The organism is Paenibacillus sp. FSL W7-1287 (assembly GCF_038004245.1).
GTDB lineage: Bacteria > Bacillota > Bacilli > Paenibacillales > Paenibacillaceae > Pristimantibacillus > Pristimantibacillus camelliae.
Genome location: NZ_JBBORD010000001.1, coordinates 3,091,538 through 3,117,764, shown reverse-complemented (window position 1 = coordinate 3,117,764; position 26,227 = coordinate 3,091,538). Strand labels below are relative to the sequence as shown.

Annotated in this window: 26 protein-coding genes and 1 other annotated feature; all 26 genes read left to right on the top strand. The window is 42.9% G+C overall.

The window, feature by feature from the left end; genetic code table 11:
• Positions 1 to 18: 18 nt before the first annotated feature.
• Positions 19 to 1,392, top strand: a complete 1,374-nt coding sequence (locus NSQ99_RS14185; protein ID WP_340837327.1) for a bifunctional folylpolyglutamate synthase/dihydrofolate synthase — start codon at positions 19 to 21, stop codon at positions 1,390 to 1,392.
• 7 nt (positions 1,393 to 1,399) lie between these two features.
• Positions 1,400 to 2,791: a UDP-N-acetylmuramate--L-alanine ligase gene (murC, locus tag NSQ99_RS14180; protein WP_251665920.1), complete on the top strand. Its 1,392-nt coding sequence runs from the start codon at positions 1,400 to 1,402 to the stop codon at positions 2,789 to 2,791.
• Positions 2,792 to 2,990: 199 nt separating this feature from the next.
• Positions 2,991 to 4,490, top strand: a complete 1,500-nt coding sequence (locus NSQ99_RS14175) for a hypothetical protein (protein ID WP_340837326.1) — start codon at positions 2,991 to 2,993, stop codon at positions 4,488 to 4,490.
• Between the two features lie 74 nt (positions 4,491 to 4,564).
• Positions 4,565 to 4,807 carry a DUF4321 domain-containing protein gene (locus NSQ99_RS14170; RefSeq protein ID WP_251665918.1) on the top strand — a complete coding sequence of 81 codons (243 nt, stop codon included), beginning with the start codon at positions 4,565 to 4,567 and terminating at the stop codon, positions 4,805 to 4,807.
• A 574-nt stretch (positions 4,808 to 5,381) separates the two neighbouring features.
• Positions 5,382 to 6,032 carry a Maf family protein gene (locus NSQ99_RS14165; protein WP_340837324.1) on the top strand — a complete coding sequence of 217 codons (651 nt, stop codon included), beginning with the start codon at positions 5,382 to 5,384 and terminating at the stop codon, positions 6,030 to 6,032.
• Between the two features lie 66 nt (positions 6,033 to 6,098).
• On the top strand, positions 6,099 to 6,782 hold the full coding sequence (gene radC / locus NSQ99_RS14160; protein ID WP_251665914.1) for a RadC family protein: 684 nt from the start codon (positions 6,099 to 6,101) through the stop codon (positions 6,780 to 6,782).
• 41 nt (positions 6,783 to 6,823) lie between these two features.
• Positions 6,824 to 7,849 (top strand): rod shape-determining protein, encoded by a 1,026-nt coding sequence (locus NSQ99_RS14155; protein ID WP_251665913.1) that lies wholly within the window; start codon positions 6,824 to 6,826, stop codon positions 7,847 to 7,849.
• Between the two features lie 23 nt (positions 7,850 to 7,872).
• Entirely contained in the window at positions 7,873 to 8,787 is a 915-nt protein-coding gene (mreC, locus tag NSQ99_RS14150; RefSeq protein ID WP_251665911.1) for a rod shape-determining protein MreC, read from the top strand.
• On the top strand, positions 8,784 to 9,308 hold the full coding sequence (gene mreD / locus NSQ99_RS14145; protein ID WP_251665910.1) for a rod shape-determining protein MreD: 525 nt from the start codon (positions 8,784 to 8,786) through the stop codon (positions 9,306 to 9,308). Before mreC ends, mreD begins: the two co-directional genes overlap by 4 nt.
• 58 nt (positions 9,309 to 9,366) lie before the next feature.
• Positions 9,367 to 10,023: a septum site-determining protein MinC gene (locus NSQ99_RS14140; protein ID WP_340837320.1), complete on the top strand. Its 657-nt coding sequence runs from the start codon at positions 9,367 to 9,369 to the stop codon at positions 10,021 to 10,023.
• Positions 10,024 to 10,026: 3 nt separating this feature from the next.
• Positions 10,027 to 10,818, top strand: a complete 792-nt coding sequence (gene minD / locus NSQ99_RS14135) for a septum site-determining protein MinD (protein ID WP_251665908.1) — start codon at positions 10,027 to 10,029, stop codon at positions 10,816 to 10,818.
• Between the two features lie 5 nt (positions 10,819 to 10,823).
• Positions 10,824 to 11,969 (top strand): FtsW/RodA/SpoVE family cell cycle protein, encoded by a 1,146-nt coding sequence (locus NSQ99_RS14130; RefSeq protein WP_251665906.1) that lies wholly within the window; start codon positions 10,824 to 10,826, stop codon positions 11,967 to 11,969.
• A 181-nt stretch (positions 11,970 to 12,150) separates the two neighbouring features.
• Positions 12,151 to 12,870, top strand: a complete 720-nt coding sequence (locus NSQ99_RS14125; RefSeq protein ID WP_251665905.1) for a M23 family metallopeptidase — start codon at positions 12,151 to 12,153, stop codon at positions 12,868 to 12,870.
• Positions 12,863 to 13,747, top strand: coding sequence for a M50 family metallopeptidase (locus tag NSQ99_RS14120; protein ID WP_251665904.1), 885 nt, complete (start codon positions 12,863 to 12,865; stop codon positions 13,745 to 13,747). The genes NSQ99_RS14125 and NSQ99_RS14120 overlap by 8 nt, the downstream gene beginning before the upstream one ends.
• Positions 13,748 to 13,778: 31 nt before the next feature.
• A complete protein-coding gene (locus NSQ99_RS14115) occupies positions 13,779 to 14,990 on the top strand; it encodes an Rne/Rng family ribonuclease (protein WP_251665903.1) in 1,212 nt (403 codons plus the stop codon).
• A 40-nt stretch (positions 14,991 to 15,030) separates the two neighbouring features.
• Positions 15,031 to 15,109, top strand: a sequence feature (ribosomal protein L21 leader region).
• Positions 15,110 to 15,125: 16 nt separating this feature from the next.
• Positions 15,126 to 15,437, top strand: a complete 312-nt coding sequence (rplU, locus tag NSQ99_RS14110) for a 50S ribosomal protein L21 (RefSeq protein ID WP_251665902.1) — start codon at positions 15,126 to 15,128, stop codon at positions 15,435 to 15,437.
• A gap of 10 nt (positions 15,438 to 15,447) precedes the next feature.
• Positions 15,448 to 15,780, top strand: coding sequence for a ribosomal-processing cysteine protease Prp (locus NSQ99_RS14105; RefSeq protein ID WP_251665901.1), 333 nt, complete (start codon positions 15,448 to 15,450; stop codon positions 15,778 to 15,780).
• 27 nt (positions 15,781 to 15,807) lie between these two features.
• Positions 15,808 to 16,116 (top strand): 50S ribosomal protein L27, encoded by a 309-nt coding sequence (gene rpmA, locus NSQ99_RS14100; protein ID WP_251665900.1) that lies wholly within the window; start codon positions 15,808 to 15,810, stop codon positions 16,114 to 16,116.
• A 133-nt stretch (positions 16,117 to 16,249) separates the two neighbouring features.
• Positions 16,250 to 16,981, top strand: coding sequence for a Spo0B domain-containing protein (locus NSQ99_RS14095; RefSeq protein WP_251665899.1), 732 nt, complete (start codon positions 16,250 to 16,252; stop codon positions 16,979 to 16,981).
• Positions 16,982 to 16,994: 13 nt separating this feature from the next.
• Positions 16,995 to 18,332: a GTPase ObgE gene (obgE, locus tag NSQ99_RS14090; protein WP_251665898.1), complete on the top strand. Its 1,338-nt coding sequence runs from the start codon at positions 16,995 to 16,997 to the stop codon at positions 18,330 to 18,332.
• 133 nt (positions 18,333 to 18,465) lie between these two features.
• On the top strand, positions 18,466 to 18,903 hold the full coding sequence (locus NSQ99_RS14085; RefSeq protein ID WP_251666352.1) for an ACT domain-containing protein: 438 nt from the start codon (positions 18,466 to 18,468) through the stop codon (positions 18,901 to 18,903).
• 34 nt (positions 18,904 to 18,937) lie between these two features.
• A complete protein-coding gene (locus NSQ99_RS14080; RefSeq protein ID WP_251665897.1) occupies positions 18,938 to 20,224 on the top strand; it encodes a homoserine dehydrogenase in 1,287 nt (428 codons plus the stop codon).
• Between the two features lie 6 nt (positions 20,225 to 20,230).
• A complete protein-coding gene (thrB, locus tag NSQ99_RS14075; RefSeq protein ID WP_340837316.1) occupies positions 20,231 to 21,214 on the top strand; it encodes a homoserine kinase in 984 nt (327 codons plus the stop codon).
• Positions 21,214 to 22,107 carry a prephenate dehydratase gene (gene pheA / locus NSQ99_RS14070; RefSeq protein WP_340837315.1) on the top strand — a complete coding sequence of 298 codons (894 nt, stop codon included), beginning with the start codon at positions 21,214 to 21,216 and terminating at the stop codon, positions 22,105 to 22,107. Before thrB ends, pheA begins: the two co-directional genes overlap by 1 nt.
• Before the next feature lie 294 nt (positions 22,108 to 22,401).
• Positions 22,402 to 25,308, top strand: coding sequence for a LysM peptidoglycan-binding domain-containing protein (locus NSQ99_RS14065; RefSeq protein ID WP_340837314.1), 2,907 nt, complete (start codon positions 22,402 to 22,404; stop codon positions 25,306 to 25,308).
• Positions 25,309 to 25,449: 141 nt separating this feature from the next.
• Entirely contained in the window at positions 25,450 to 26,088 is a 639-nt protein-coding gene (locus tag NSQ99_RS14060) for a BofC C-terminal domain-containing protein (RefSeq protein ID WP_340837313.1), read from the top strand.
• Positions 26,089 to 26,227 lie beyond the last annotated feature (139 nt).

Sequence of the window (26,227 nt, the reverse complement as noted above, 5' to 3'; positions counted from 1 at the left end):
GAAAAAAGGAGAATCGATATGAGCAAACTTCATGATGACGTTTTGATGCATTCCTATCAAGAAGCTGTCGATTGGATTAACGGACTGATTCCATTCGGAATACGTCCGGGACTGGAGCGTATTGAGCAGCTGCTCGATGCGCTTGAAAACCCGCATCGACGTCTGCGTTTTATTCATGTCGCTGGAACTAATGGTAAGGGCTCTGTATGCTCTTACCTTACGCATGTTCTTATAAAAGGCGGCTATGATGTTGGAACGTTTACTTCGCCGTATATTACAAAATTTACGAATCGCATGCAATATAATGGCCAAGATATAGAAGAGGAGACACTGCTTCAGCTCGCTAACAAGGTCCGACCGCTTGTCGAAGAGATGGCACGAACTGAGCTTGGTTCTCCAACGATGTTCGAGGTTACTGTTCTGATCGCCATCTTATATTATGCGACTGTAACCTATCCAGATTATGTCGTATGGGAGACTGGGCTAGGCGGCAGACTTGATGTGACGAATATCGTTCACCCTGTCGTTTCAGTCATTACAAATATCGGTCATGATCATATGGATAGACTTGGCGATACCATTGAAGCAATTACCGCTGAGAAGGCAGGAATTATAAAGCCGGGTACACCAGTTATTGCAGGTGTAACTCAGCCAGAAGCCATCCAAGTGATCACGAACACTGCTCGAGAAAAGAAGAGCACCCTATATTTGTATCAGCAGCAATTCGATCAGATGCCACTATATGTGGATGAGCAGGAGCAGCAATTCAGATTTGAAGGAATGTTCCGTAATCTTGAAGATGTTACAATCACGATGAAGGGCGCTCATCAACGACAGAATGCTGCAGTTGCCCTAATGACCATCGAAGTGCTTCGTCAATATTATGCGCTTGTCATCGAGGACGAGGATTTGCTTGAGGGAATGAAGATGACGACCTGGCCAGGGCGTCTAGAGCAAATCAGTGATCAGCCTCGCTTGCTAATTGACGGTGCACATAATCCTGAAGGCGCTGAGGTGCTTGTTGACTCCTTAACCTCTACGTTTAAATATGAAAAGTTACATCTTGTTATGGGAATGATCGAGAATAAGAATCACCGTGACACATTGAAGCATATATTAACTATAGCGGATACGTTAATACTTACAGAGCCTAATTATCGATCGGCAAAAGATGCTGAGCAGCTGCGTGCTGTGGTCGAGGATATTGGTCATGAGCTAGGCCTGCAGGCTTCTCCTAACGTCATCGTAGAGAAGGACTGGAAAAAGGCACTGGCATTATTACTTAAAATAACCGAACCATCAGATCTAGCAGTAGTTACTGGGACATTGTATTTGATAGGAGACGTACGCTCGTATATGCTACACAACAAGGATGCAGAAAAAGGCTGGTGAATTCTCTTTGAAAGCAAATGAACAAGTTCATTTCATCGGTATTGGTGGTTACGGAATGAGTGCGATTGCCAAGGTTGTATTGGAAATGGGCTACAAAGTAACTGGTTCTGATTTGGCACAGTCAGCACTTTCGAGCAAGCTCGCAGAGCAAGGAGCTCAGGTTAGTCTTGGTCATGATGCTTCTCATGTGGAAGGGGCGACACTTGTCGTATACTCAACCGCTGTCAGCTCTGATAATGTAGAGCTTGTTGCCGCTCAACGTGCAGGCATACCGGTGCTCCACCGCTCAGAAATGCTAGCTAAATTGCTTAATGCTACAGAAGGAATTGCAGTTGCGGGTGCACATGGTAAGACAACCACTTCATCCATGATCGCTCTTGTTATGGAACTGACGAATCAAGATCCTACGTACATCATTGGCGGAGAAATTGTTAATCTTGGTACCAATGCAAAAGCAGGCAAGGGTAGCTATCTTGTAGCAGAAGCAGACGAAAGTGATGGATCGTTCCTTAAGTACTTCCCATCAATAGCTGTTGTCACAAATATTGAAGCGGATCATCTTGAAAATTACGATGGAGATTTCGAAAATATTAAAAAAGCTTATGTACAGTTTCTAATGCAAGTTAAATCAGATGGCAAAGCGATCGTTTGTATTGATGACGCAAATGTTCGTGAGCTGCTGCCTCGCGTGTATGATTCAGAGGACTTACAGAAGAAGCAGCTGATTACTTATGGAATTACTGAGCAAGCGGATTATAAGGCGAGTCACATCGAAGAAGGAGATCGCTGTGTAAGCTTTGAGCTTCACCATCAGGGTCAGTCTCTAGGCAGCTTCAAGCTGTCTGTACCTGGACTTCATAATGTGTACAATGCAATGGCAACCATTATTACTGCCATTGAAGCAGGTGTAGCGATTGAGGAGATTCGTACTGCCATCACTAAGTTTGAAGGCGCCAAGCGACGTTTTCAAGTCGTGGCGGATGTAAATGATATGCTTGTGGTTGACGATTATGCACATCATCCTACAGAGATTACAGCGACTATTCGTGCAGCTAAAGCTTCTGGAAAACGTATTACAGCTGTTTTCCAACCGCAGCGATTTACGCGAACTTATTTTTTGTTGGATGAATTTAGCAAAGCGTTTCCAGAGGCGGATCGTGTGATCATCACTGATATTTATTCACCTGCTGGGGAAGCCGCAATAGAAGGGGTTTCTTCTGAGAAGCTCGTTGAATTAATAAAGGCAAGCGGTCAGCATAATGCTACGTATATTCCGACCAAGGAGCAGGTGCTGGCTCAGCTTAAGACAACAATTACCCCTGGTGATATCGTCATAACGATGGGTGCCGGTGATATATGGAAGGTTGCCCACGAGCTTGGCGATTACATCAAGCAATAAAAGACTACACGGTACAACAACATAAATTAGGAAAAGAACAAGCGGTGAGGGTTCTATTTAGCCCTCCATGCTTGTTCTTTTTTTGTTTTGGTCTTGAGAATCTATGAGCTATCACCGAAAACAATTTTCTTTTCTTGTCTATCATAATATGAATTCGCATTTCATAGAATACTAGTGATAGAAGAGAGGAGTGATTGTTGTGACAAAACCAAATCGCATTACATATCGTTTTGATCGTCAAGGAAATAAGATAGAAGAAACGCATCCAGCTCAGGAAGTTCTGCAGCCAGCTGCACTGCATGAAGAGGTTGAAGAACCTATACTTAGTAACGAGCAAAAGTGGAGCTTCGACGAGCCAGCTCATAATATAGATGCAACAACGACTTTGAATCAATACGAGATTGATATAGAAAAGCTAGAAAAACTAATTCGTGAAAGCAGCTTAGAAAGTAATCAAACTACTTATGATGAGCAGGTGCAAAAGGGTAACGTATCTGAGCAGTATATTGAAATCGAACAATATAAGCAGGAGCAGCAAGCAATCGTTGAACAAGCCAACCTATTACAAGAAGATGTGAACCAAGCCAAGCTGCAAGAAGAAGTGAAGCACGTTAAGATAAAACAGGAGTCATATAACGATACTCACGCAGAGCAGATTCCTGCGAATTGGTCTCATTACGAGGAACACGTTTATTCTCATGCTGTAAGCGACTATGTTGAACGTGATGATGAGAAGCAACGCTTATACGAGCTAGATCAGTATGAGGAAGCTTCAGCGGATTCAACGCGCGCTCGTAGCATTGATGAAGCCACGTTCCTTGAGCAAGCAACTCACGAGGAGCTAGATCGAAAACCTTTGCCTTGGTTAAATAGCGCGGTTTCTGTCATTAGTGCCATCGTGACGGGTATTTGTATTGGATATTTGATGCTATCACTAGTTTTTGGCGTGTCGGTATGGCCGCTTTCCGCACTGGCTAAGCCGAGCGAGGCTGAGCAAGCAGCAGCTGTCGGGTCAAATGATAATATGCCTGTGCCTGTAGTCGAGGGGCGGGATGCAAAGGAAGTTACATCAGGAACAGCTGTACAGCTTAGTGAAGCAAGCTTCCATTATCATGTGCTACAAGCAGGCGTATTCACTCAAGAAAAAACACGTGATGAAGTACTTGCTAGCCTGGAGCTAGGAGGGTTTAACGGACATTACATTAAAGATAGCAGTGATCGATATTTTGTATATGCTGGATTAGCAACGACTGCAACGAATGCAGCACCGATTCAAGGCAAAATAAAAGGTATTGAGACATATCGCAAGGAGATGACGCTTCAATTGCCATCTCAGTTTGCCTTCAATGGAGAGGCGGAGAAACTTGATCAATATTTTAAGGATAGCAATGCGTTAATTTCTATGTATGCTGATCTTGTAGCTATACAGCTTGAACAGACAAGCTTCAGCAAGATTGGTGAGGCTGCCTATTCCGCAGCCCAGATCTCCTACAATAATTGGCTGTCACTCGCTAATGAGATTGAGGCACATTGGGTTGATTCCGTTGATAAGCAGGAAGCCATTACATTAAAGGAAGAGCTGATGAATGCTCAGGCGCAATTGCAAAACTATCAAGCAGAGCCTAAGTCTGTATACCTATGGAGCATACAGTCATCCCTTGTGAAATCAGTACTCCTTCAGAAAGAATGGTATGAGTAAGTAAACTCATTGTCATCCCTGATCTAGGTGCGTATAATAGAGGGAGTAGACGCATGTAGAAAGGGATTGGACCAATGAAGAAAAACAAATGGACACTGTTACTACTTATATTACTTGGACTGCTTGCAGGTTCGCTTATTTCCTATTGGCTTGAATCCGTCCCTGGCCTATCGTTTTTAACGAATGCGATTACAACAGATTGGAGTCCTTCTTTTGATTTCCATGTAATCTCACTTGATTTGTCACTGCATGTTAATGTAAGCTTGCTTAGCATTGTGGGTATGGTAGTGGCCATTTGGTGGTATCGTAAGCTATAGAGGTAGAGGTAGTTAAAAAAGTTTCAACTTTGATCACGATGTTTTTCGTTGTAGCTTATTCGGCATCGAATCTTGAATTCAGCCGAGGGATTATGCTTCCGTGGTATGTTTTCTGCGAAAACATTGTAGATGCTCACGTACTAAATAATGTACGCTGCGCTACTCAATCTCTAGCTTCTTTCAATCTTCTCGGTGCTGAAAGCTGAACTTTTTTAACCTTATTGGATTAGGAAGTTAAAAAAGATTCAACTGATCACGATGATATTCGTTGTAGCGTATTCGACATCGAATATTGAATTCATCTTCTCGGTGCTGAAGGTTAAACTTTTTTAACATTTATTTTAAGTGGAAGTTAAGAAGATTCAACTTTGATCGTGAAGCAAGTACTAGATGCGTATCCGACGTCGTAAACGCACATCGGAAGCATTTTCCTTGTGCTGAAAGTTAAAATTTTTTAACCCCTGTGGAGGTTAAAATAGATTAAACTTTGATCACGATGTAATACGCTGTAGCTTAAAGTAGAAGGTACTCTTGTTCGAAGAGGTTGTACATGCATGTAAGGGAGAAAAATTAGATGAACGCATCTTCACATAATAATCTATATACATCGGTTAGCCAGCTTGTACTGGCTTCATCTTCACCGCGCCGGAAGGAACTGGTCGCCTTACTTGACCTTTCCTTGCCGGTTTCTGTTTTTTCAGTAGAGGTTGACGAGAGTATTACGGCAGACTGGAAGCCTGCTGAAGCTGTAGAGCAGCTTAGTATGGCTAAGGCAAAAGCAGTTGCGCAAGCCATTGCTGACAACAAAGCGCCTAGTCATATCGATCAGCATGCGCTCATCTTAGCTGCGGATACAGTCGTCGTCTTGGACGAGCAGATCATTGGAAAACCACGCTCAAGAGCAGAAGCTGTTCAAACCTTAAAAAGACTAAGAGGCAGGGAGCACCAAGTGTATACTGGAGTAACGCTGCTTCATCCTCTTACTGAAAAGCAGAGAGTATCACATCGTGCAACTGAAGTGCAGATGCGGCATATGTCTGATTCATGGATCGAACAATATGTTGCAACCGGAGAAAGCGATGATAAAGCAGGCTCATATGGAATACAAGGTAAGGGGGCTATTTTTGTAGACGGGATTCATGGCTGTTACTTTAATGTAGTAGGACTGCCTGTCTCGCTCGTAGCTCAAATGCTGGAGGAGAATTTTCAGGTCAATCTTTTTTAGTAAGTAAAAAAACATAAAAAACTATACCGGATGCTTATGTAATTCAATAGGAAGGTGGGAGTCAGGATGCAACATCAAACCTTGCGCCAGCTTCCCCATAACCAACGACCTAGAGAGCGCATGATTTCTTATGGGGCTGATGCTTTAAGTCATGCAGAATTATTAGCGATATTAATTCGGACAGGAACTAAAAATCAATCCGCAGTAGAACTTGCCACGAGCTTACTTCAGCAATGCGGATCATTAAGAGATCTAGTTGATATGAGTGTTGAAGAGCTGACGACAATTAAAGGCATAGGACAAGCTAAAGCATTGCAGCTATTGGCAGGCATTGAGCTCGGAAAAAGAGTGGCACGCAGCCGTCTAGGAGATGTTGTAACAGTTCGAAGCCCCTATGATGCTGCAATGTACGTCATGGAAGAAATGCGTTACTTAAAAAAAGAGCATTTTGTATGCTTATTTTTGAACACAAAAAATCATATTATCGGTAAGGAGACTTTGTCCATCGGAACGCTCAATGCGTCCCTCGTACATCCTAGAGAGGTATTTCGAGCGGCAATACGCATAAGCAGTGCATCCATCATCTGTCTGCACAATCATCCGAGTGGTGATCCGACTCCGAGTTCAGAGGATATACAAATTACACAACGATTGGCTGAAGCGGGATCCTTGTTAGGTATTGAGATACTTGATCATTTAATCATAGGCGATGGAAAATTCGTAAGTTTGAAGGAGCAAGGTAATCTGTAATATAATGTTTAAGGGTTGACCGACTAGAAGGGAGTTACATCATGTTTGGAAGTTTTACGAAAGATTTAGGAATTGATCTAGGTACAGCGAACACATTAGTATATATTAAAGGTAAAGGTGTGGTTGTACGCGAACCATCCGTTGTTGCTATTCGCAATGATACGAGAGAAGTCGTGCAGGTTGGGGAGCACGCGAAATTAATGATTGGTCGTACACCAGGTAATATTAGCGCGATCCGCCCGATGAAGGATGGTGTCATTGCGGATTTTGATATAACGACTGCTATGATCAAGTATTTCATTAAGAAGGCGCAAAAAAAACGCTCCTTATTCGGCAATCATCCGAATATTATGATCTGTGTACCATCAGGCATTACAGCTGTAGAAAAGCGTGCTGTTGAAGATGCTGCAAAGCAGGCAGGTGCGCGTGATGCACAAACGATTGAGGAGCCTTTTGCTGCTGCAATCGGCGCTGACTTGCCCGTTTGGGAGCCTACAGGTAGCATGGTTGTAGATATTGGCGGTGGTACAACTGAGGTTGCGATTATTTCACTTGGAGGCATTGTAACGAGCCGCTCCATTCGCGTTGCTGGCGATAATATGGATGAATCCATCATTCAGTTTATAAAAAAAGCATATAATCTTTTAATTGGTGAACGTACGGCGGAGCAGTTAAAGATGGAAATTGGCTCAGCTACGCATTTAGAAGAAAAGTTGACGATGGATATTCGAGGACGCGACATATTATCGGGATTGCCTAAAACGATGACCATTTCATCTGATGAGATTACAGATGCATTAGCAGATACGATTAATGCCATTGTAGAGGCAGTGAAAATTACGCTAGAAAAAAGTCCGCCTGAGCTGTCCGCTGACATTATGGATCGCGGCATTGTGCTTACTGGCGGCGGTGCTTTGCTTAAAAATATCGATCAATTATTAGTAAAGGAAACAGGAATGCCGGTTATGGTAGCCGATAACGCACTAGATTGTGTTGCAATTGGGACAGGTCTCGCCCTTGAGCATATGGATCTGTTTAAAACCAAATCATCTAAGTATAAGCGTTAGGCTATCCAACCGACATACGGCGGGTGACTCATTTGTTTAATTTTCTGAAAAATAAACGCTTATTTATGCTGATGGTCGGTTTTTTGGTGCTAATTGTAATGATAGGTCTTACAATTGGCGGCCGTGAAAAAATAACTTGGCCAGAAAAGTTTTTAAAGGATGCTGTAGGCTTTGTACAGCAAGTTATTTATCGGCCCGCAGGAGCAATTGCGGGCTTCTTTCAAGATATTAGACAACTAGATGAGATCTATGAGGAAAACGAAAGACTTCGTATGCTAGCAGCCGCGTATGCACGTGACAAGGTTGAATACAATTTTATAAAAAGCGAAAACGAACGATTAATGGAAGATCTGAATTTTAGGGAGCATCAGAAGGTCATGAACGATTATACCTATATGATCGCTCAGGTTATTTCCATCAATAATGATGCAAATAACCGTACCATTAACATTAATCTTGGCTCCAAGCATGGCGTCCAGAAGGATATGGCCGTTGTTACGGTGGATGGATTGGTAGGTATCGTTAATTCGGTTTCTCCCTTTACCGCCTCCATTACTCCATATACCGAGCTAAGTGCTACCGCGTCGACCTTCAACGCAATTTCTGCCACTGCAATGGGTAAGGAGTCAGACTCATTCGGAATATTGTCAGATTATGATACTGAGCAGGAACGAATCATCATGACGAAAATTGGTGAGAATGATCCAATGGTTGAAGGGGATGTCATCATTACATCAGGACTAGGAAACATTTATCCGCGCGGACTTCGCATTGGAGAAGTAGAATCGTTAAAGGTTGGGGATTTTGGTTTAACCTATGTAGCGACGATTAAGCCTTACGCTAATTTAAATAAATTGACAGAGGTTTTTGTTGTGTCTGCTCCCCAGCAATTAGATGATGAGGTTGATTCCACTGAGAAAGAGGAGACAACGCCATGAGCTTGAATCGTATCGTATTGCTTATGCTTGCGATATTTGTGCTGGAAGGCTCTCTTATGCCATGGCTCATTCCGGCTGAATACAGTGATCGAATTATTCCGCATTTTACGTTTGTGCTTGTTATATTTGCAGCATTATACGAGAGCAGATATCAAGCCCTTATATTAGGGATGTGCTTTGGTTTGCTGCAGGATATTATCTATTATGGTCATGTTATCGGTCCTCATTTCTTCTTTATGGGATTAATTGGTTATACGGTAGGTGTGCTGCTTGAACGAAAAAAAGCTACGCTTTTGTTAGCGATCGCAGTCGTTGGATTTGCAAGCCTTGCTTATGATTCCGCTCTTTATTTTGTATATTCAACATTCAAAATTACGAATGGTTCGTATCCATGGGCACTCATTCAGTACATTTTACCTAGTTTGTTCCTCCAGCTTGTTTTTACCCTATGTATCTATGTCCCAATCCGTAAAATGTTCGAGAAGCGAATGCGAGCCGCAGAATCCTCTGATGAAATATAGGTCGTAAGCAGGAAAGTCGCACGCTAAGCTAGAATACATTAGGTTGGGAGGGGCTTAGATGACTGTAAAACAACATATTATCATAAAAGGTGTTAAGGATGGTCTGCTTTTCCTTCTCGACGATCAATGTGATTTCGAGGCCATATTGAATGAGCTTAAACATAAAATCGAAAAAACACATCAACAGCTACTAACAGGTCCATTAATTCATATAACCGTAAAGCTGGGTAATCGAACGATTAGCGAGGAGCAGTCAAAGCAATTAACAGAAATTATTCGTTCGCAGGGCAATTTAATTATACATGCAATTGAAAGCGATGTTCCGACTGTACCTAAGGCGCATGCAGAGCTTAAGGTAATGACAGCAATCATACGAGCGGGTCAGGAAATCGAATATCATGGTGATTTGCTGCTGCTGGGAGATGTACATCCAGGTGGCTTGATACGCTGTACCGGGGATATCTATGTGCTTGGTTCATTAAGAGGTGTGGCGTACGCAGGAATTCATGGGCGAGAGGAAGCTATCATTGCGGCTTCATTGCTTAGGCCCTCGCATATGAAAATTGCTGACTTTTTATGTCCACCGTTAGACCAATTTGAGAATAGTGATGGAGTAATGGAGTATGCGTACATAGATAACGATCAGGTAAGCATACAAAAATTAACGCTTTTACATCGAGAGAATCGACTGCCAGTAATCATGAGGGGAGTGTAGCAAATGGGAGAGGCTATTGTAGTCACATCAGGTAAGGGCGGGGTTGGAAAAACAACAACTTCAGCTAATATTGGTACGGCACTAGCATTATTAGGAAAAAAAGTAGTATTGGTAGATACGGATATTGGCTTGCGCAACTTAGATGTCATTATGGGGCTAGAAAATCGAGTAATTTATGATCTAGTTGATGTAGCTGAGCAACGCTGCAGATTAGAGCAAGCGCTTATTAAGGATAAACGCTTTGATGAGCTGTATATGCTGCCTGCTGCACAGACAAAGGATAAAGATGATATTACGACAGATGCTATGCTTAAGATTATTACGGAATTAAAGCAAACGCATGATTTTGTAATCATTGACTGTCCCGCGGGAATTGAGCAAGGCTTTAGAAATGCAATAGCTGGCGCAGAGCGCGCAATTATCGTTACGACTCAAGAAACGGCTGCAGTTAGAGATGCCGACCGAGTGATAGGCTTGCTGGAGCAGCATAAAATTCCTTCTAAGCTTATCGTCAATCGGGTTCGTCCTGCAATGATGAAGCGTGGTGAAGTGCTTGAGATTAATGATATATGCCAAGTGCTTGCTATTGATTTGCTTGGAATAGTTCCAGAGGATGAAAAGGTTATCGCAGGATCGAACGCTGGTGAACCTGTAGCAATGAATCCAACCTTTAAATCAGGACTTGCTTATCGCAATATTGCACGACGCATGCTCGGAGATATGGTTCCGCTCATGACACTGAATGAAAAGACGGGGACATTAACGAAGCTTCGTAAGTTTTTCGGAATGAGTTGAGATAAGTGCTGAACAAAATTAAAAAAATTGACTGGATCATTACGCTTATTCTCTTAGCACTGATGGCTATCAGCTATTATGTGATTCACAGTGCAACATCGTATACGATTCTTTACGCTGGGTTTGAAAAAACTCAGCTTATGTATTTTGGACTAGGCTTTTTCGTCGTGTTCTCCATGTTATTTATCGATTATCGAATTTTCTTAAAGCTTTGGTGGCTGTTTTATTTAATAGGTGTTGCTTCATTAGTGCTCATATTTGTCTTGGGTGATGAGATCAATGGGGCAAAAGGCTGGTTTTCAATTGGGCGTCTATCGGTGCAGCCTGCTGAGGTCGTGAAAATTTTCTTAATTATCGGAATCGCATATTTGCTTGGACGCAGGCAAGGGGAATTGCTTCGATTTAGACAAGATATTTTGCCAATTGGATTGTTTTCGATTATTCCCTTTGCATTAGTTATGGCACAGCCTGACTTAGGGAATGCGATTATCTACTTTGTTATCGTTGTTGGTATGCTGTGGATGGGGAATGTGAAGTATTGGCATGCCCTGATCGGCATCGGAATCATTGTTGGCGCGCTTATGCTTTTCATGTTTTTATTTACAAGCTACAATGATGAAATAAAAGAGTTTTTTGTAGAGCATAACAAACCACATTGGTATGAACGAATTAATACATTTGTACACCCTGAGGAAGCAAGCTACGACGCCAGATTACAGTCTGAAAATGCACAGCAAGCGATCGGATCTGGAGGTCTGTCCGGACAGGGGTATCTGCAAGGAAGTATGAAGAACGGCGGGTTTATCCCTTATACCTACTCTGATTCGATATTTGTCGTTATTGGTGAAGAGTTTGGTTTTCAAGGCTCAGCATTATTGCTGCTGCTGTATTTCATGCTCATTTACAGGATGATTATTGTAGCCTTTAGCTGCAAGGATCGCCGTGCGAGCTATATCATTATTGGCATTGTCTCCATGTATGTATTCCAAATCTTTCAAAACATCGGGATGATGATTGGGATTATGCCGATAACAGGAATAACGTTGCCGTTTATTAGCTATGGCGGTACTTCGTTAATGATTAATATGTTTTCAATTGGAATAGTGTTCAGTATTCGTGCACATCAGCACCAGTACGAGCTAGAGGATTGATGTAGCTAAGAGAAGGGAGCTTTCAAAGTCATGTACAATGATTTTGAAAGCTCCTTTTTTGAGCTTAGAACTGAAACTTCATAGACCTAGCCATCATTGCCAGCCTGCTTCAATCAGCATACTTGTCCAGAATGCAACATATGGATAAGTATAAGAATGTTGATATGATGGAGTGATGGAGATGAATGAGATCGAGCGTGATCCTGAAGAGCTATGGAAGAAGGATCGGAGTTATTGGAAGCGTATGGAGGTAGAGGGACACGAGACACAAGAAGAGGAAGCTCATAGCTCCTATAGTTTTTTTAAGCATGTTAAAATTCAGTTCATTTTAGCAATCGTTTTATTTGCTGCTGTATTTGGTCTAAATTACTTGGAGCATCCAACCGTCTCTGAGGCTAAAGGTTGGCTAAAGACGGAGCTGGGGCGTTCCTTTGACTTTATCGCAATTGCGGCTTGGTATGAGCATACCTTTGAAGGCTCGCCATCCTTTATTCCAAGCTTTGGCTCAAAGAGCGAACTAGCGATAGCAGAGCATTCGAGTATTTCGACAGAAACAGCAGCACCTGTGGCAGGTGGTGTTTTGCTTCATTCCTTTGCTGAGCTGTTAAATGGAGTAGAAATAGCTGGTACTACCAAAGCAGAAGTACGAGCCGTAGATAAAGGACGAGTGATTTTAGTAACGGATAAGCAGGATAGTGTCATTATCCAGCATGCTAATGAACGGGTATCAATCTACTCGAGACTTAGTGATGTAAACGTTGAGGTTAGCGATTGGGTAGAAACTGGCAAGGTTATTGGGAAGCTTGCTCCGATTGCCGGCGAGGACTACAGTGTCCTATTTTTGGCGATGAAGCAGAAGGATCTCTATATTGATCCATTGGACGTGATTTCGCTTGAATAAATGGAGTCGGATCAAATGGAGCTTGCATCCGCTATTTGTAATCATATTGCTTTTCTCAGCATTAACCGGTTATTTTATTGAGCTCATGACGTTGTTTGCTATCGTTCTTGTTCATGAACTTGGACATTTATTTATGGCTCATGAGGTGGGCTGGAAAGTAAAAGCGGTTAGACTATTGCCCTTTGGCGGGGTTGTTGAAGTCGAGGAAGCAGGGGGCACTTCTGCGAAGGACGAACTGCTTGTTGCGATTGCAGGACCGCTGCAAAATGTGTGGATGATGCTTCTCGCAAAAGGCTTGGCTGAGCTAGGCTGGTGGTCTTATGAATGGTCGACTTATTTTATAGAAGCAAATCTATGGATCGCACTATTTAATTTATTGCCTGTTCTCCCTTTAGATGGTGGGAAAATTGTACAGGCACTGTTAAGCTATCGCTTCAGTTACTATAATACTTTGCTTTGGTCGATTCGACTAAGCGTTTGCTTTAGTGCGATTCTAGTCATATATTCCGTAGCACCACTTGCATTTAGCGAGACTCGCGGCATTAAGCTAAACGAGCTGATGATCGGTACATTTTTGCTTTTTTCCAATCTAGCAGCATTGCGCCATATACCCTTTCTCTTCTACCGCTTTATTCTTCACAGAACGGCGCGCTTAAAGCAGCTGGAGAAGAAACGTGCAAAAGCCTATCCTATTCTTGTCTCCTCTACCTTAAAGCTCTATGAGGCATTGAAAAGCTATCATAGAGAGAAGCTGAACATGCTCTGTGTTGTCGATCGAATAGATCAGCCCTGCCATATCATCTCTGAAGAAACCTCTTTACAATATTGTATAGAAGGCTTTGATGTTCATCGTGCAGTTGGCGAGCTTTTGCGTTAAAATAGTAGACAAGGAGAGGTGGTGGCAGGAAATGAAGCAATTGCTTATTCATATGGATCAGCTGCATACACAAGCGGCCGTTGTGAAAGAAGGGGTGCTGACTGATTTTTTTGTCGAGCAAACAAAGGAGCGGAGCTTGGTCGGAAATATTTATAAAGGCATCGTAAAAAATGTTTTGCCTGGTATGCAGGCAGCATTCATCGATATTGGCTTGTCGAAAAATGCTTTTATCTATGTTGATGACTTGCTTGACCCAAACATGGAAAAGCAACCAGAGCATAAGCCGGCTATTACTCAACTTGTTACGCCTGGGCAGCAGCTCATTGTACAAGTCGTAAAAGACTCCTTGGGCAATAAGGGAGCACGTGTAACGACTCATTATAATTTGGCAGGTCGCTGGCTAGTATATATGCCTAATGCTGATTATATCGGAGTTTCTAAAAAGCTATTAGATGAAGCTGAGCGCGAGCGATTACGTCGTATTGCAGAGTCTATGATGAAGGCACCAGAAGGTATTATTATGCGCACAGCGGCCATTGGTGAGACGGAGGAAGCACTGAAAAGTGATATTGAGCATCTAAGAGAGCAATGGCAGCATATTCTCGATCGTGCTAAAGCTCATGCAGGACCGTGCCTGCTGCATAGCGAGGAACAGCTTCTTAAACGAGTGTTTCGCGATCTATACAGCAACGAGGTTGATGCCGTATGGGTCAGCTCGAAGGAGCTTGAGGCGGAAGTGACGATGATCTTAAAGCTTATGTCTCCAAGCCATATGCCAGACATTCGCTGTTACATGCAAACAGAGCATTCCATCATCTCACATTTTTCAGTCAATAAGCAGCTGCGTGAAGCCTTTGAACGAAGGATTCCACTTGCAAGCGGAGGCTATATCATATGGGATACGACGGAGGCACTAACCGTCATAGATGTTAATACAGGGAAATATGTAGGCGTAAATGATTTAGAGGAAACTTTGTTTCAAACGAATAAAGAGGCTGCCGAACTTATTGCTCGATTGCTACGCATAAGGGATACAGGCGGTATGATCATTATTGATTTTATTGATATGGAGCAAGAGGAAAACCGCTCAAAAATCTATAAGCTTCTTAATCAAGCGGTGAAGGACGATGCAGCGAAATGCGCCGTGTTTGGCTGGACAAAGCTAGGGCTTATGGAGATGACGCGCAAAAAAACACGGGACAGCTATACGGCGAAATATTTACAGGAAATAGAGTTGAAGTGATAGGCGTGTTATGCTATAATCATTTGGTATGTTGTTCACAGCAACACTACAGGTACCGCACGAAACGGGTATAAGCACAGCTTGTCTGTCACCTGATTTAGGCGAGTCTTCGAATAATAAGGAGGTGCACCATTAATGTTCGCAATTATTGAAACTGGTGGTAAACAGTACAAAGTTCAAGAAGGAGATGTACTTTACATCGAAAAGCTTGAAGTAAGCGAGGGCGAAAGCGTTGTTTTCGACCGAGTTCTAGCTGTATCCGGTAGCAACGGTTTTGTAGCAGGTTCTCCAATTGTATCTGGCGCTAAAGTGACAGGAACAGTTGAAAAACAAGGCAGAGGTCAAAAAATCACTGTTTACAAATACAAAGCGAAAAAGAACTACCGTCGCAAGCAAGGTCATCGTCAGCCGTACACTAAAGTAACTATCGGAAAAATCGAAGCTTAATTAGGCTGTGATGATTACGATAAATATTGTACGCGACGAAGAGAACAATCGCATTGTATCGTTTGCTGTCGAGGGACATGCTAATTATGCGAGACATGGCGAAGACATTGTCTGCGCTGGTGTATCTGCTGTATCTGTTGGTACAGTAAATGCGATTGAAGCGTTGGCGGGAGTTGAACTTCCAGTCAAGATGAAGAATGGTTGGCTTTCCTCTAAAATTCCGCATCTATCTGATAAGGAAGTCGAGGCAAAGGTACAGCTGTTGCTGGAGTCTATGATTGTTAGTCTCGATACAATCGCTCAATCATACGGTGATCATGTAGCTGTACATGATCCACAATAAAATCATCGAAAGAAGGAGGGACACGAGATGTTGAAATTAAATCTTCAGTTGTTCGCATCCAAAAAAGGTGTAGGTTCTACTAAGAACGGTCGTGATTCTCACGCAAAGCGTCTTGGCGCTAAACGCGCTGATGGTCAAGTAGTTTCAGGCGGAAGCATTTTGTATCGTCAACGCGGTACAAAAATTCACCCAGGAACTAACGTAGGCATCGGTAAAGACGATACACTATACGCTAAGATTGATGGCGTAGTTAAGTTCGAGCGTTGGGGTCGTGATCGCAAAAAAGTGAGCGTATACCCAGTTGAAATGGCACCAGTTGCCGCAGCAGAAGCTTAATAAGGAAATAGCCCCTTCCAGCATTGCATGGTCGGGGCTATTTTTAATATAAGACATATTCAGTGACCGGCTAGAGTTGTCGGAATTGAAAGCAGTGATAGGCATTTAGCGTTTGTGCGAAAGGTTGGTTTAGATGAAAGGTTGGTTTAGGTGGCGGCTGTGGCTTTGGCTTACTGCAATTATTCCTGCATTATTCATCATCGTATGGCCAGGCCACAGCCTAGTTAATCTGCTTGCTGTAATATGGGTAGCAGTGCTTGGATTAGTGGATGTAAGGGTGCATCAGAAGCAGCATAAAGAGCAGCTGGCAAGTACGATTCGCTCAACGCACAAGCAATGGATCACAGTTATGAATCATCATCGACATGATTGGATGAACGACCTTCAGGTGCTATTCGGCTATGTCAAGCTTGGAAAGCAGGAGCGAGTAGCTGAATATGTAGAACGAATTAAGGTTAAAATGTTAGCTGAGAGTAGCGTCTCCAAACTGCAGGAGCCACATTTAGTCAGCTATTTGCTTGGCTTCCGCAGTTATCCAAGCAGTATTAGGCTAGATATCAGCTTTGAATATGAACATGATCGAGAATCGATTCATATAGAAGATCAGCAGCTAGGTGAGCTTATTATTGAAATATTGTCTATATATCGTCTCTATGCTAGTAAAGCTGGAGAGGATCAGCTGCTTAAATTAACATTTGCAAAAAAATCAAACGATCTACATATACAGTTTCTATATCATGGAAGCATAATGAATGAGTCATTGTGGAAAGAAAAAATAGAGCATCAGTTGAATGAGAATAGTTCTGCACAAATTATCGGAGCGTTAAGACCCGATCAGCTTGATTTGCAGATTACTAAGGTATGAACGGAGGCAAGTCATGTTTGTCGATAAAGCAAAGATATTTGTAAAAGGCGGAGACGGTGGCGATGGTTTAATCTCGTTCCGTCGTGAAAAATATGTAGAGAATGGCGGGCCGTACGGTGGAGACGGTGGTAACGGCGGTAATTTGATTTTTCGTGTGGACGAAGGATTAAGAACGCTAATGGATTTCCGTTATCAAAAACACTTTAAGGCTAGCCGTGGTGAACGCGGTAAGGTAAAAGGAATGCATGGTGCATCTGCGGAAGATACCGTTGTTCGTATCCCGCCTGGAACGGTTGTAACAGATGACGATACAGGTGAGGTTTTGGCCGACCTGACAAGACATGGACAAGAGGTTGTTATTGCAAAGGGTGGTCGCGGTGGCCGAGGCAATATGAGATTTGCAACACCATCGAATCCAGCTCCATACATTTCGGAGAACGGTGAGCCTGGTGAAGAGCGCTGGGTAGTTCTTGAATTGAAGGTTATGGCGGACGTTGGCTTGGTTGGATTTCCGAGTGTTGGGAAATCAACACTGCTATCCGTTGTATCGGGAGCGAGACCGAAGATCGGTGCTTACCATTTTACAACGATATCTCCTAACTTAGGCGTTGTCGATGTTGGGGATGGACGCAGCTTCGTTATGGCTGATCTTCCAGGACTAATTGAAGGTGCTCATGAGGGCGTAGGCCTTGGTCATGAGTTTCTAAGACATGTGGAGCGTACAAAGGTTATTATTCATGTCATCGATATGGCTGCGACAGATGGACGTGATCCGTTTGAGGATTGGATTAAAATTAATAACGAGCTAAAACTGTACAATGAGAAGCTTGCAGAACGACCGCAGATCATAGCTGTGAATAAGATGGATATGCCTGAGGCAGAGGAGAATTTCCCAATCTTTATGGAGCAGCTAAAGGCGTATGACGACAAGGAGCACATCATTATGCCAATTTCTTCTCTAACGAAGGAAGGGATCAATGATCTGATCTATAAGGCAGCAGATGTTCTAGAAGTAGTAGAGAAGCAGCTTGCTGAAGAAGAAGAGCAGAATATTGCGACTGCTGATCAATCAGAGCGTAAGGTGTTCAAATACGAGCGTAAGAAAGAAGCGGACTTCACGGTTAAGCGTGATAATGAAGATTATGTTGTTGAAAGTGAAGCAATTGAGCGCTATATGCAGCGCTTTAATATGACCAGCTACGATGCGGTTATGCGTTTTGCACGCATGCTGCGCCGTATGGGTGTTGATGAAGAGCTTCGTAGACGTGGAGCAAGAGATGGCGATACGGTGCGGATTGGTGATTTTGCATTTGAGTTTTTTGAAGGCTCTGATTACAATCCATACGATTAATGACATACTGACGAAAGACGATCGTGGACATATCCGCTATCGTCTTTTTTGTTAATACCTATTGAAATAGAACACGGAATTGTATATAATGTCCACTATAAGAAAACATATGTCTTTGCTAGGAGGACAGATGATGACGGCTCGATTTTATGTCGTTCGAGAGGATATTTTACCTGAAGCGATCGTAAAAACGATTCAGGTAAAGGACATTCTAAAAAGCGGCAAAGCTCAAACAATCAATGAAGCTGTTGAACGCGTCGGATTAAGTCGAAGTGCGTACTATAAGTACAAGGATGGCGTTTATGCACTAGCAGAGATTTCCAAGGAGCATATTATTACGGTAGCCATGGACTTGGAGCACCGATCTGGTGTATTGTCTAATGTATTAGCTATTATCGCAGCCAGCGAGGGGAATGTGCTGACGATGAATCAAAGCATTCCATTACAGGGATACGCGAATGTCGTGCTGTCGGTCGATGTATCGAAGCTTAATATGGACATGGATCCATTTATAGAGCTGCTTAAGACACAGTCAGGCGTTAGACATGCAGCTGTCATAGGGCAAGGATAGAAAAGTAAAACGAACCACAAGTGGAGGGATAGAGATGAAGCCAGTTAAAGTAGGGTTATTAGGATTGGGTACGGTTGGAACAGGTGTTGTCCGCATTCTTGAGAATCATCAGGAGGATCTCAATAAGCAGGTTGGTAGTGCGATTGAGATCGTAAAAGTATTAGTATCCAACGTCAACAAACCACGTAGCATTGCAATCGACCAAAGCAAGCTAACAGAGGATGCTTATGATGTCATTCGTCATCCTGAAATTGACGTCATCATTGAGGTGATGGGCGGCACAGATGCGACGAAGGATTACATCGTAGAAGCTCTTAACCAAGGAAAACATGTTGTAACAGCCAATAAGGATCTAATGGCGCTATATGGTGCGGAGCTTCTAGAGCTTGCACAGCGCAATGGCTGTGATATCTATTATGAAGCGAGTGTTGCAGGTGGTATACCAATCATCCGTACACTTGTAGATGGTTTTTCTTCAGATCGCATTACGAAGATCATGGGTATTGTGAATGGTACAACGAATTATATCTTAACGAAGATGACGCAGGAGGGTGCCTCGTACGCTGATGTATTGAAAGAAGCACAGGAGCTAGGCTATGCAGAAGCAGATCCTACAAGCGATGTAGAGGGACTCGACGCTGCACGCAAGATGACGATTTTGGCACGCTTAGGCTTCCATACGAATGTGGAGCTGAAGGATGTTTCTGTGGAAGGTATATCAACGGTTACGAAGGAAGATATTCAATATGCGAAGCGATTGGGATACCAGCTTAAGCTGCTTGGCATCGCAGAATGTGATGAGAATCAAGTAAGTGTGTCTGTTCAGCCAACAATGGTAAGCAATGCGCATCCGATTGCGTCCGTTAACGGAGTGTTTAACGCTGTGCTTGTAACAGGGGAAGCTGTTGGCGAAACGATGTTTTACGGAGCTGGAGCAGGTGAATTACCGACCGCAACCTCTGTAGTAGCTGACTTGGTAGCGATAGGTAAAAATATGAAGCTTGGCATTAATGGCAAGCGTGTTGTAGCTCCTTATAAGCAAACGGTATTAAAAACAGATGAGCAGATTTCTTCGAAATATTTCTTACTGCTTGAAGTAGCCGATCGTGCAGGGGTGCTTGCACAAATTACTCAGGAGCTTGCGAAAAATGAAGTCAGCCTAGAATCTGTACTTCAACAGGCAAATCCAAATGCTAGTACAGCAGAAATTATAGTTATTACCCATGACGCTAGCAAAGCAGCGATTCAAAGCTTGCTGAATTCATTCAAAGGCATGGACGTTATCCATCAAGTGAAAAGCGTATATCGAGTAGAAGGATAGGAACAGATGAATAATATAGTAAATGAGACAGTAGTCGTGAAAATACCTGCAAGTACAGCTAATCTAGGGCCAGGCTTTGATGCATTAGGCATGGCTTTATCATTGTATGCCTGGCTTGAGCTGTCAGTAGCGGAGACTACAGAAGTACACCTGTACGGAGATGGCATGGAGGAGCTGCCAACCGATACTAGAAACCTTGTATATAAGGTAGCACAGCAGCTGTTTGCCAAAGCAGGTTTAGAGGAACAGCCCTTAAAGATTAGCATGTATAGTGAAATCCCATTAACGAGAGGCCTAGGAAGCAGTGCATCGGCAATAGTTGGAGCTCTTGTAGCTGCCAATGAGATGCTAGGGAAGAAATTTTCAGATCAAGAGCTTTTCCATATGGCAACAGAGCTTGAAGGACATCCCGACAATGTCGGGGCATCCTTGCTTGGTGGAATTATCGTTTCATCATGGGATGGCATCGACGCTCCCTATGTTAAAATCACACCAGCTAATGCGCTGGAAACACTTGTTATCATACCGAATTTTCAATTATCAACGGAAAAGGCTAGACATGCTTTACCTGAGCAGTATACGAAGCAAGATGTTGTGTTTAATATAGGACGAAGCTCACTGCTTGTTGCGGCGCTGGCAAGTGGACAGCTGCAGCTTATTCGTCAAGCTATGCAGGACCGAATCCATCAGCCTTATCGTGCAGCTCTCATCCCTGGTATGAGTTATATATTAGAGCACGCAGTTGATTATGGAGCGCTTGGCGCAGCTTTAAGCGGTGCAGGACCAACGCTAATCGCATTTGTCGATTGTCATAGTGATAGCAAGGAACAGCTTGAACAATTTATGAATGAGACGATGAAGCGTGAAGGAATTAGCGCAGAGACGCTATGGCTTACTCCCGATCATTTCGGTGCTCGAGTAATTTACGAATCAGTAAATGCAGTGCATGATTTACCATTTATGGAACTTATCAAAGGGGAAGGTTACTGATGAAAACGGTAGCGCTATTACCAGCAGGGTCGGTTTCTGATGAAGCGGCAAAGCTATTTTTTCAAGATGAAGATGATCAAGTACAGTATCGGCATCATCGGATGATATCAGACGTGTTTTTATCGACAGTTAATGATGTAAGCCAATATAGTGTCATACCTATTGAAAACACGATTGATGGGTCTGTTTCGTTGCATTTGGATTGGCTTGTTCATGAGGTGGATTTGCCGATTCAAGCAGAATGGGTATATCCTTCAAATCAAAACCTGATCGGACGCCGTGTAGAACTTGAGGATGAGCGAGGAGAGATCGATTATTCTCGTATAAAGAAAGTAATCAGTCATCCTGTTGCAATGTCTCAGTGTTTGAATTTTATTCGCAAGCATCTCCCACATGCAGAGACAGAGCATGTAAGCAGTACTGCCGAATCAGTACGTATTGTTAAAGATCATCCGAACGAGGGTATGTTCGCGATAGGGACGAAGACAGCTGCAATCAACAACGGCTTAGATATCATCGCAGAATCCGTCACAGATCATCAAAATAACTATACACGCTTTTTCTTAGTAGGCAATAAGCCGTATCAGGGCATGGAGACGGAGCAAATTCGCACGAGTATATTAATTACGTTACCAGAGGATTTTCCTGGTGCGTTACATCAAGTTCTATCTGCATTTGCTTGGAGACGAATTAATTTATCTAGAATTGAATCAAGACCAACGAAAAAGAAGCTAGGCAGCTACTATTTTTACATTGAAATTAAGTATTCATTAAATGAGCTGCTGCTGCAAATGGCACTTAAGGAAATAGAAGCCATTGGCTGCCATGTACGAGTACTTGGTTGCTACCCAAGCTATACGTATGATCAACTTACTGCTAAGCAGCATGTATAACGCTTAGTATTAGCCGCTAACTATTGAAGATATTTATTAGTGAAGCTTTCGCGTTCATTAATAAATATCTTTTTTATTTGTTTAGTTTTTTTTCTTTGTTGTTATGGATTAGCATGAATAGGAAACTTACGTTAAAAATAGATGTTGAAAGATGAGAAATTGAAGATTGGGCGAATAACCTCTAAAATTTTTGCTAATTTCGGTGACGACTGCCCACTTCCTGCATAGGATGTATAGACTAAAATACGGCAAAAGCCCGTAGGCGAGTACATCTTGTATAGGAGGAATCAAGTAGTGAAGATACACATTATTAAGCAGGGTGACACGCTGCATCACCTCGCTCAAAAATATCATGTTTCCGTTGCCGAACTCGTCAACGCTAATCCAGGAATAGACCCGAACAATTTACAAATTGGCATGAAGATAAAGATTCCATCGTCATCCTCAGGTCATAGCGGACAATCACACGATAATATTATACATCAGCATGTGGTAAAAACTGGCGATACGATGTGGAAGCTTTCTCAAGAATGGGGTGTGCCTCTATCCACTCTCATCGCCGCTAACCAGCATATCAAAAACCCGAATGTGATGATGGCAGGCGAAATCGTAAATATTCCGAAATCGAGTGGTGCCCATGCTCACTCAGCTTCAGCTTCTATGGTTTCAGCTCAAGCTGTTCCAATTTCGCAATTGTTTAATCCAGAGCAAGGACATTCGCTTCCATCTGTTGGTTCTGTGATCGAACAAATTATGCCAGGATTCCATATCCATACGGTTGTAGCAGGCGATACATTAAATAAAATCGCTGAGCAAAACGGCATTACATTGGAATATTTAATGGCATTGAATCCGGGCTTAGGTGATGGAAGTAATCTGCTAATTGGAACGAAAATCGTTGTTCCAAAACCAGCTGCTTCTACTCCTGCACCTGATGCTGTTCAAACGTATACGATTCAGCCTGGTGACACGCTTTGGAAATTGTCACAGCAATGGAATGTTTCATTAGACGCATTAGTTGCGGCAAACGGTCAGTTAAGTAATCCGGATCAGCTATCACCTGGTCAAGTGATTAATGTTCCGAAAAATCTAACGACAGGAATAACGGCACAATCTGCATCTAATCCGATGATGATGGGAGCATCAACTGGTAAGAAAAATACTGGAGTAATCGGAAAAAGCAACACGAATATTAAAGGTACAGCACCGATAAATGTACAATATACTCCTCAAGAAGTACCGAAAGTAACGCCACAGGCACCAGCGAAGGTAACGCCTCAAGCACAAGCACCGGCGAAGGTTGTGCCTCAAGCGCCAGCAAAAGTAATGCCTCAAGCTCAAAAGCCAGCGAAAGTGATGCCGCAAGCACAAGCGCCAGCAAAGGTAATGCCGCAGGCTACAAAAGTTGAGGCTCAATCGAATAAGGTGGCTCCACTAGCAACAAAGGTAGAAGCCCAATCGAATAAGGTGGCCCCACTAGCTACAAAAGTTGAGGCCCAATCAAATAAGGTGGCCCCATTAGCAACGAAGGTAGAAGCCCAGTCGAATAAATTAGCACCGTTAGGTAACTCGAACGCAGTAGCGCCGCTTTCAACAAAGATGCAGCCGCTAGCGAATTCGAATGCGGTGGCTCCACTTGCAACGAAGATTGAAGCTCAATCGAATAAATTAGCACCGTTAGGTAACTCGAACGCAGTAGCGCCACTTTCAACAAAGATGCAGCCACTAGCGAACTCGAATGCGGTGGCTCCACTTGGAACGAAGATCGAAGCACAATCAAATAAAGTGGCGCCTCTAGCGAACTCCAATGCAGTAATGCCGCTAGGACATTCGAACGCAATCGCACCTCAATCGACAAAGGTACAGTCGCTAGCAAACTCGAATGCTATAGCGCCAATGTCAACAAAGGTACAGCCGTTAGCGAACTCTAACGCGATGTCGCCATACGGCAACTCAAATGCGGTGGCTCCGCTAGCAAATTCGAATGCAATGATGTCGCCATATGGCAATTCAAATGCAGTGGCTCCACTAGCGACAAAGGTTGAGGCTCAGTCGAATAAAATGAGTCCACTTGCGAACTCGAATGCCATAGCGCCAATGTCAACAAAGGTACAGCCATTAGCAAACTCGAATGCAATGTCACCATATGGAAATTCAAACGCGGTAGCGCCACTAGCAAACTCGAATGCAATGTCGCCATATGGCAATTCAAACGCGGTAGCACCGCTAGCAAATTCAAACGCGATCGCACCATTGTCTACTACAAAGGTACAGTCTTTAGCTAATTCAAATGCAGGATATCCGAATATGATGCCGTATGCGAGCAAAGTAGCACCAATGTCATATGAAGCGCCAGTAGCAAACAAAATCGCTCCGATGGCCGCAAACAAGATAGCACCAATGTCATATGAAGCGCCAGTAGCAAACAAAATCGCTCCGATGGCTGCCAACAAGATGGCACCAATGTCATATGAAGCGCCAGTAGCAAACAAAATCGCTCCGATGGCCGCAAACAAGATGGCACCCATGTCATATGAAGCGCCAGTAGCAAACAAAATCGCTCCGATGGCTGCCAACAAGATGGCACCAATGTCATATGAAGCGCCAGTAGCGAACAAAATGGCTCCGATGGCTGCAAATAAAATGGCACCAATGGCAAACTATGCAGGCTATAAGCCATTGCCATCTGAGCTTGAATATCAGAGCTATGCTTCTAATACACCATCTAATTCTAATATGCTCTATCAATACCAGGCTCCAAATGCGGTAGCTTATACTGCAGCGAACCAAAAGCCAATGGTTTATCCGACGGCTTATCAGCAACCAACATCGTATTATGGTTACGGGTACCCAACGTATCCTGCTCAGGCAAACTGGGGCTTTATGCAGCCAATGAATGTTAGCGGTAATGTTGCTGCGGCAAACACGATTAGTGCTCAATCTGCTATGTATCCACCAATGAATATTGCAAGTCATTCTAACGGATACTTTAATCCTTATCAAGCAGACTGTGGGTGCGGTGGAACGCAGGCTAACAAATTTGAAGCAATGAATCAAGCTGCAGCTACGAAGGTTAGTCCTGCTGCAACGTCAAAAATGAAGCGTGGCGGAAAAAAGGTTAATATTCAGTCGACTACAAAAACAGCAACGAAAAAAACTACAAAAAAGAAAACAGGCGGAAAGCCTTGGTTAAATATTTAATGCAATAGAACTTAAGCAAAGCAGTATTCTGTGCATGGATGCAGAATACTGCTTTTGTATTCATATTGGATGTTGGTATATATAAGAATGAAAATAAAATTATTGTCCACACTATGTATAACACACGTTGAAGGAGACAGCATGATGCATAATCTATTGTGGAAAAGATTAAAAGGTCGCATAAGGCGCAGGTTCAAAGCTCAAAAAAAGCTTGTCTGGGGTGCGGCTAGACTAGCATTTGCATTCTCTGCTGCTGTAGCTATTATTGTGCTTGCTTTCGGAGGCAGAACGGTCGCCGCGGAGCGGATAATTATTGCAGAAACGGAAGAGCTATCTTCATGGTTTGGCAATGGAAAGCAGCTGAGAGGAATACTCCATAAAGTATATGTATGTGGAGAAGAAATCGTTAATTTAGACATGCTATCCTATGAGGATGCGGTCATACTTGCCGAACAAAATCCACATTGGCAGCTTTCTGTTGACCAGACACATCAATTGATTCGATTTGAAGAGAAAATTGAAGATTTGTCACCGTATTGCAAAGCGAATGCATTTTTTGGGATAGATGATGAAGGGTTATTTTCACTATATGATGGAATTCCTGAACGAGAAAAAATAATGAAAACATTTTTTCAATTGAATATTCGTTACCTAGAGAGCAGATTGCCTAAGCAAGAGCTCGAGCATTTGCAGAATGGAATTAGAGTTCGGGATCTAGAGGAATATGACAGTGTGTTATCTACTTTTAATGAATTCCGTCTTGATCGAATTAGTCAATAGTTATCAATTATGTATCGATGATAACAAAGAACAAACATAAAGTCTGATGACTGAAGTTATTTTCAGTTGTCAGGCTTATTTATTTTTAGTTCAGTGATGAAACGTGAAACATTTGTTCTCATACGTACGTTGATTTGTT

Coding starts and splice junctions, on each gene's coding strand:
- NSQ99_RS14185 (WP_340837327.1), top strand. CDS start 19: ATGAGCAAACTTCATGATGACGTTTTGATGCATTCCTATCAAGAAGCT.
- NSQ99_RS14170 (WP_251665918.1), top strand. CDS start 4,565: ATGAAGAAAAACAAATGGACACTGTTACTACTTATATTACTTGGACTG.
- NSQ99_RS14165 (WP_340837324.1), top strand. CDS start 5,382: ATGAACGCATCTTCACATAATAATCTATATACATCGGTTAGCCAGCTT.
- radC (WP_251665914.1), top strand. CDS start 6,099: ATGCAACATCAAACCTTGCGCCAGCTTCCCCATAACCAACGACCTAGA.
- NSQ99_RS14155 (WP_251665913.1), top strand. CDS start 6,824: ATGTTTGGAAGTTTTACGAAAGATTTAGGAATTGATCTAGGTACAGCG.
- mreD (WP_251665910.1), top strand. CDS start 8,784: ATGAGCTTGAATCGTATCGTATTGCTTATGCTTGCGATATTTGTGCTG.
- NSQ99_RS14140 (WP_340837320.1), top strand. CDS start 9,367: ATGACTGTAAAACAACATATTATCATAAAAGGTGTTAAGGATGGTCTG.
- minD (WP_251665908.1), top strand. CDS start 10,027: ATGGGAGAGGCTATTGTAGTCACATCAGGTAAGGGCGGGGTTGGAAAA.
- NSQ99_RS14125 (WP_251665905.1), top strand. CDS start 12,151: ATGAATGAGATCGAGCGTGATCCTGAAGAGCTATGGAAGAAGGATCGG.
- NSQ99_RS14115 (WP_251665903.1), top strand. CDS start 13,779: ATGAAGCAATTGCTTATTCATATGGATCAGCTGCATACACAAGCGGCC.
- rplU (WP_251665902.1), top strand. CDS start 15,126: ATGTTCGCAATTATTGAAACTGGTGGTAAACAGTACAAAGTTCAAGAA.
- NSQ99_RS14105 (WP_251665901.1), top strand. CDS start 15,448: ATGATTACGATAAATATTGTACGCGACGAAGAGAACAATCGCATTGTA.
- rpmA (WP_251665900.1), top strand. CDS start 15,808: ATGTTGAAATTAAATCTTCAGTTGTTCGCATCCAAAAAAGGTGTAGGT.
- NSQ99_RS14095 (WP_251665899.1), top strand. CDS start 16,250: ATGAAAGGTTGGTTTAGGTGGCGGCTGTGGCTTTGGCTTACTGCAATT.
- obgE (WP_251665898.1), top strand. CDS start 16,995: ATGTTTGTCGATAAAGCAAAGATATTTGTAAAAGGCGGAGACGGTGGC.
- NSQ99_RS14085 (WP_251666352.1), top strand. CDS start 18,466: ATGACGGCTCGATTTTATGTCGTTCGAGAGGATATTTTACCTGAAGCG.
- NSQ99_RS14080 (WP_251665897.1), top strand. CDS start 18,938: ATGAAGCCAGTTAAAGTAGGGTTATTAGGATTGGGTACGGTTGGAACA.
- thrB (WP_340837316.1), top strand. CDS start 20,231: ATGAATAATATAGTAAATGAGACAGTAGTCGTGAAAATACCTGCAAGT.
- pheA (WP_340837315.1), top strand. CDS start 21,214: ATGAAAACGGTAGCGCTATTACCAGCAGGGTCGGTTTCTGATGAAGCG.
- NSQ99_RS14060 (WP_340837313.1), top strand. CDS start 25,450: ATGATGCATAATCTATTGTGGAAAAGATTAAAAGGTCGCATAAGGCGC.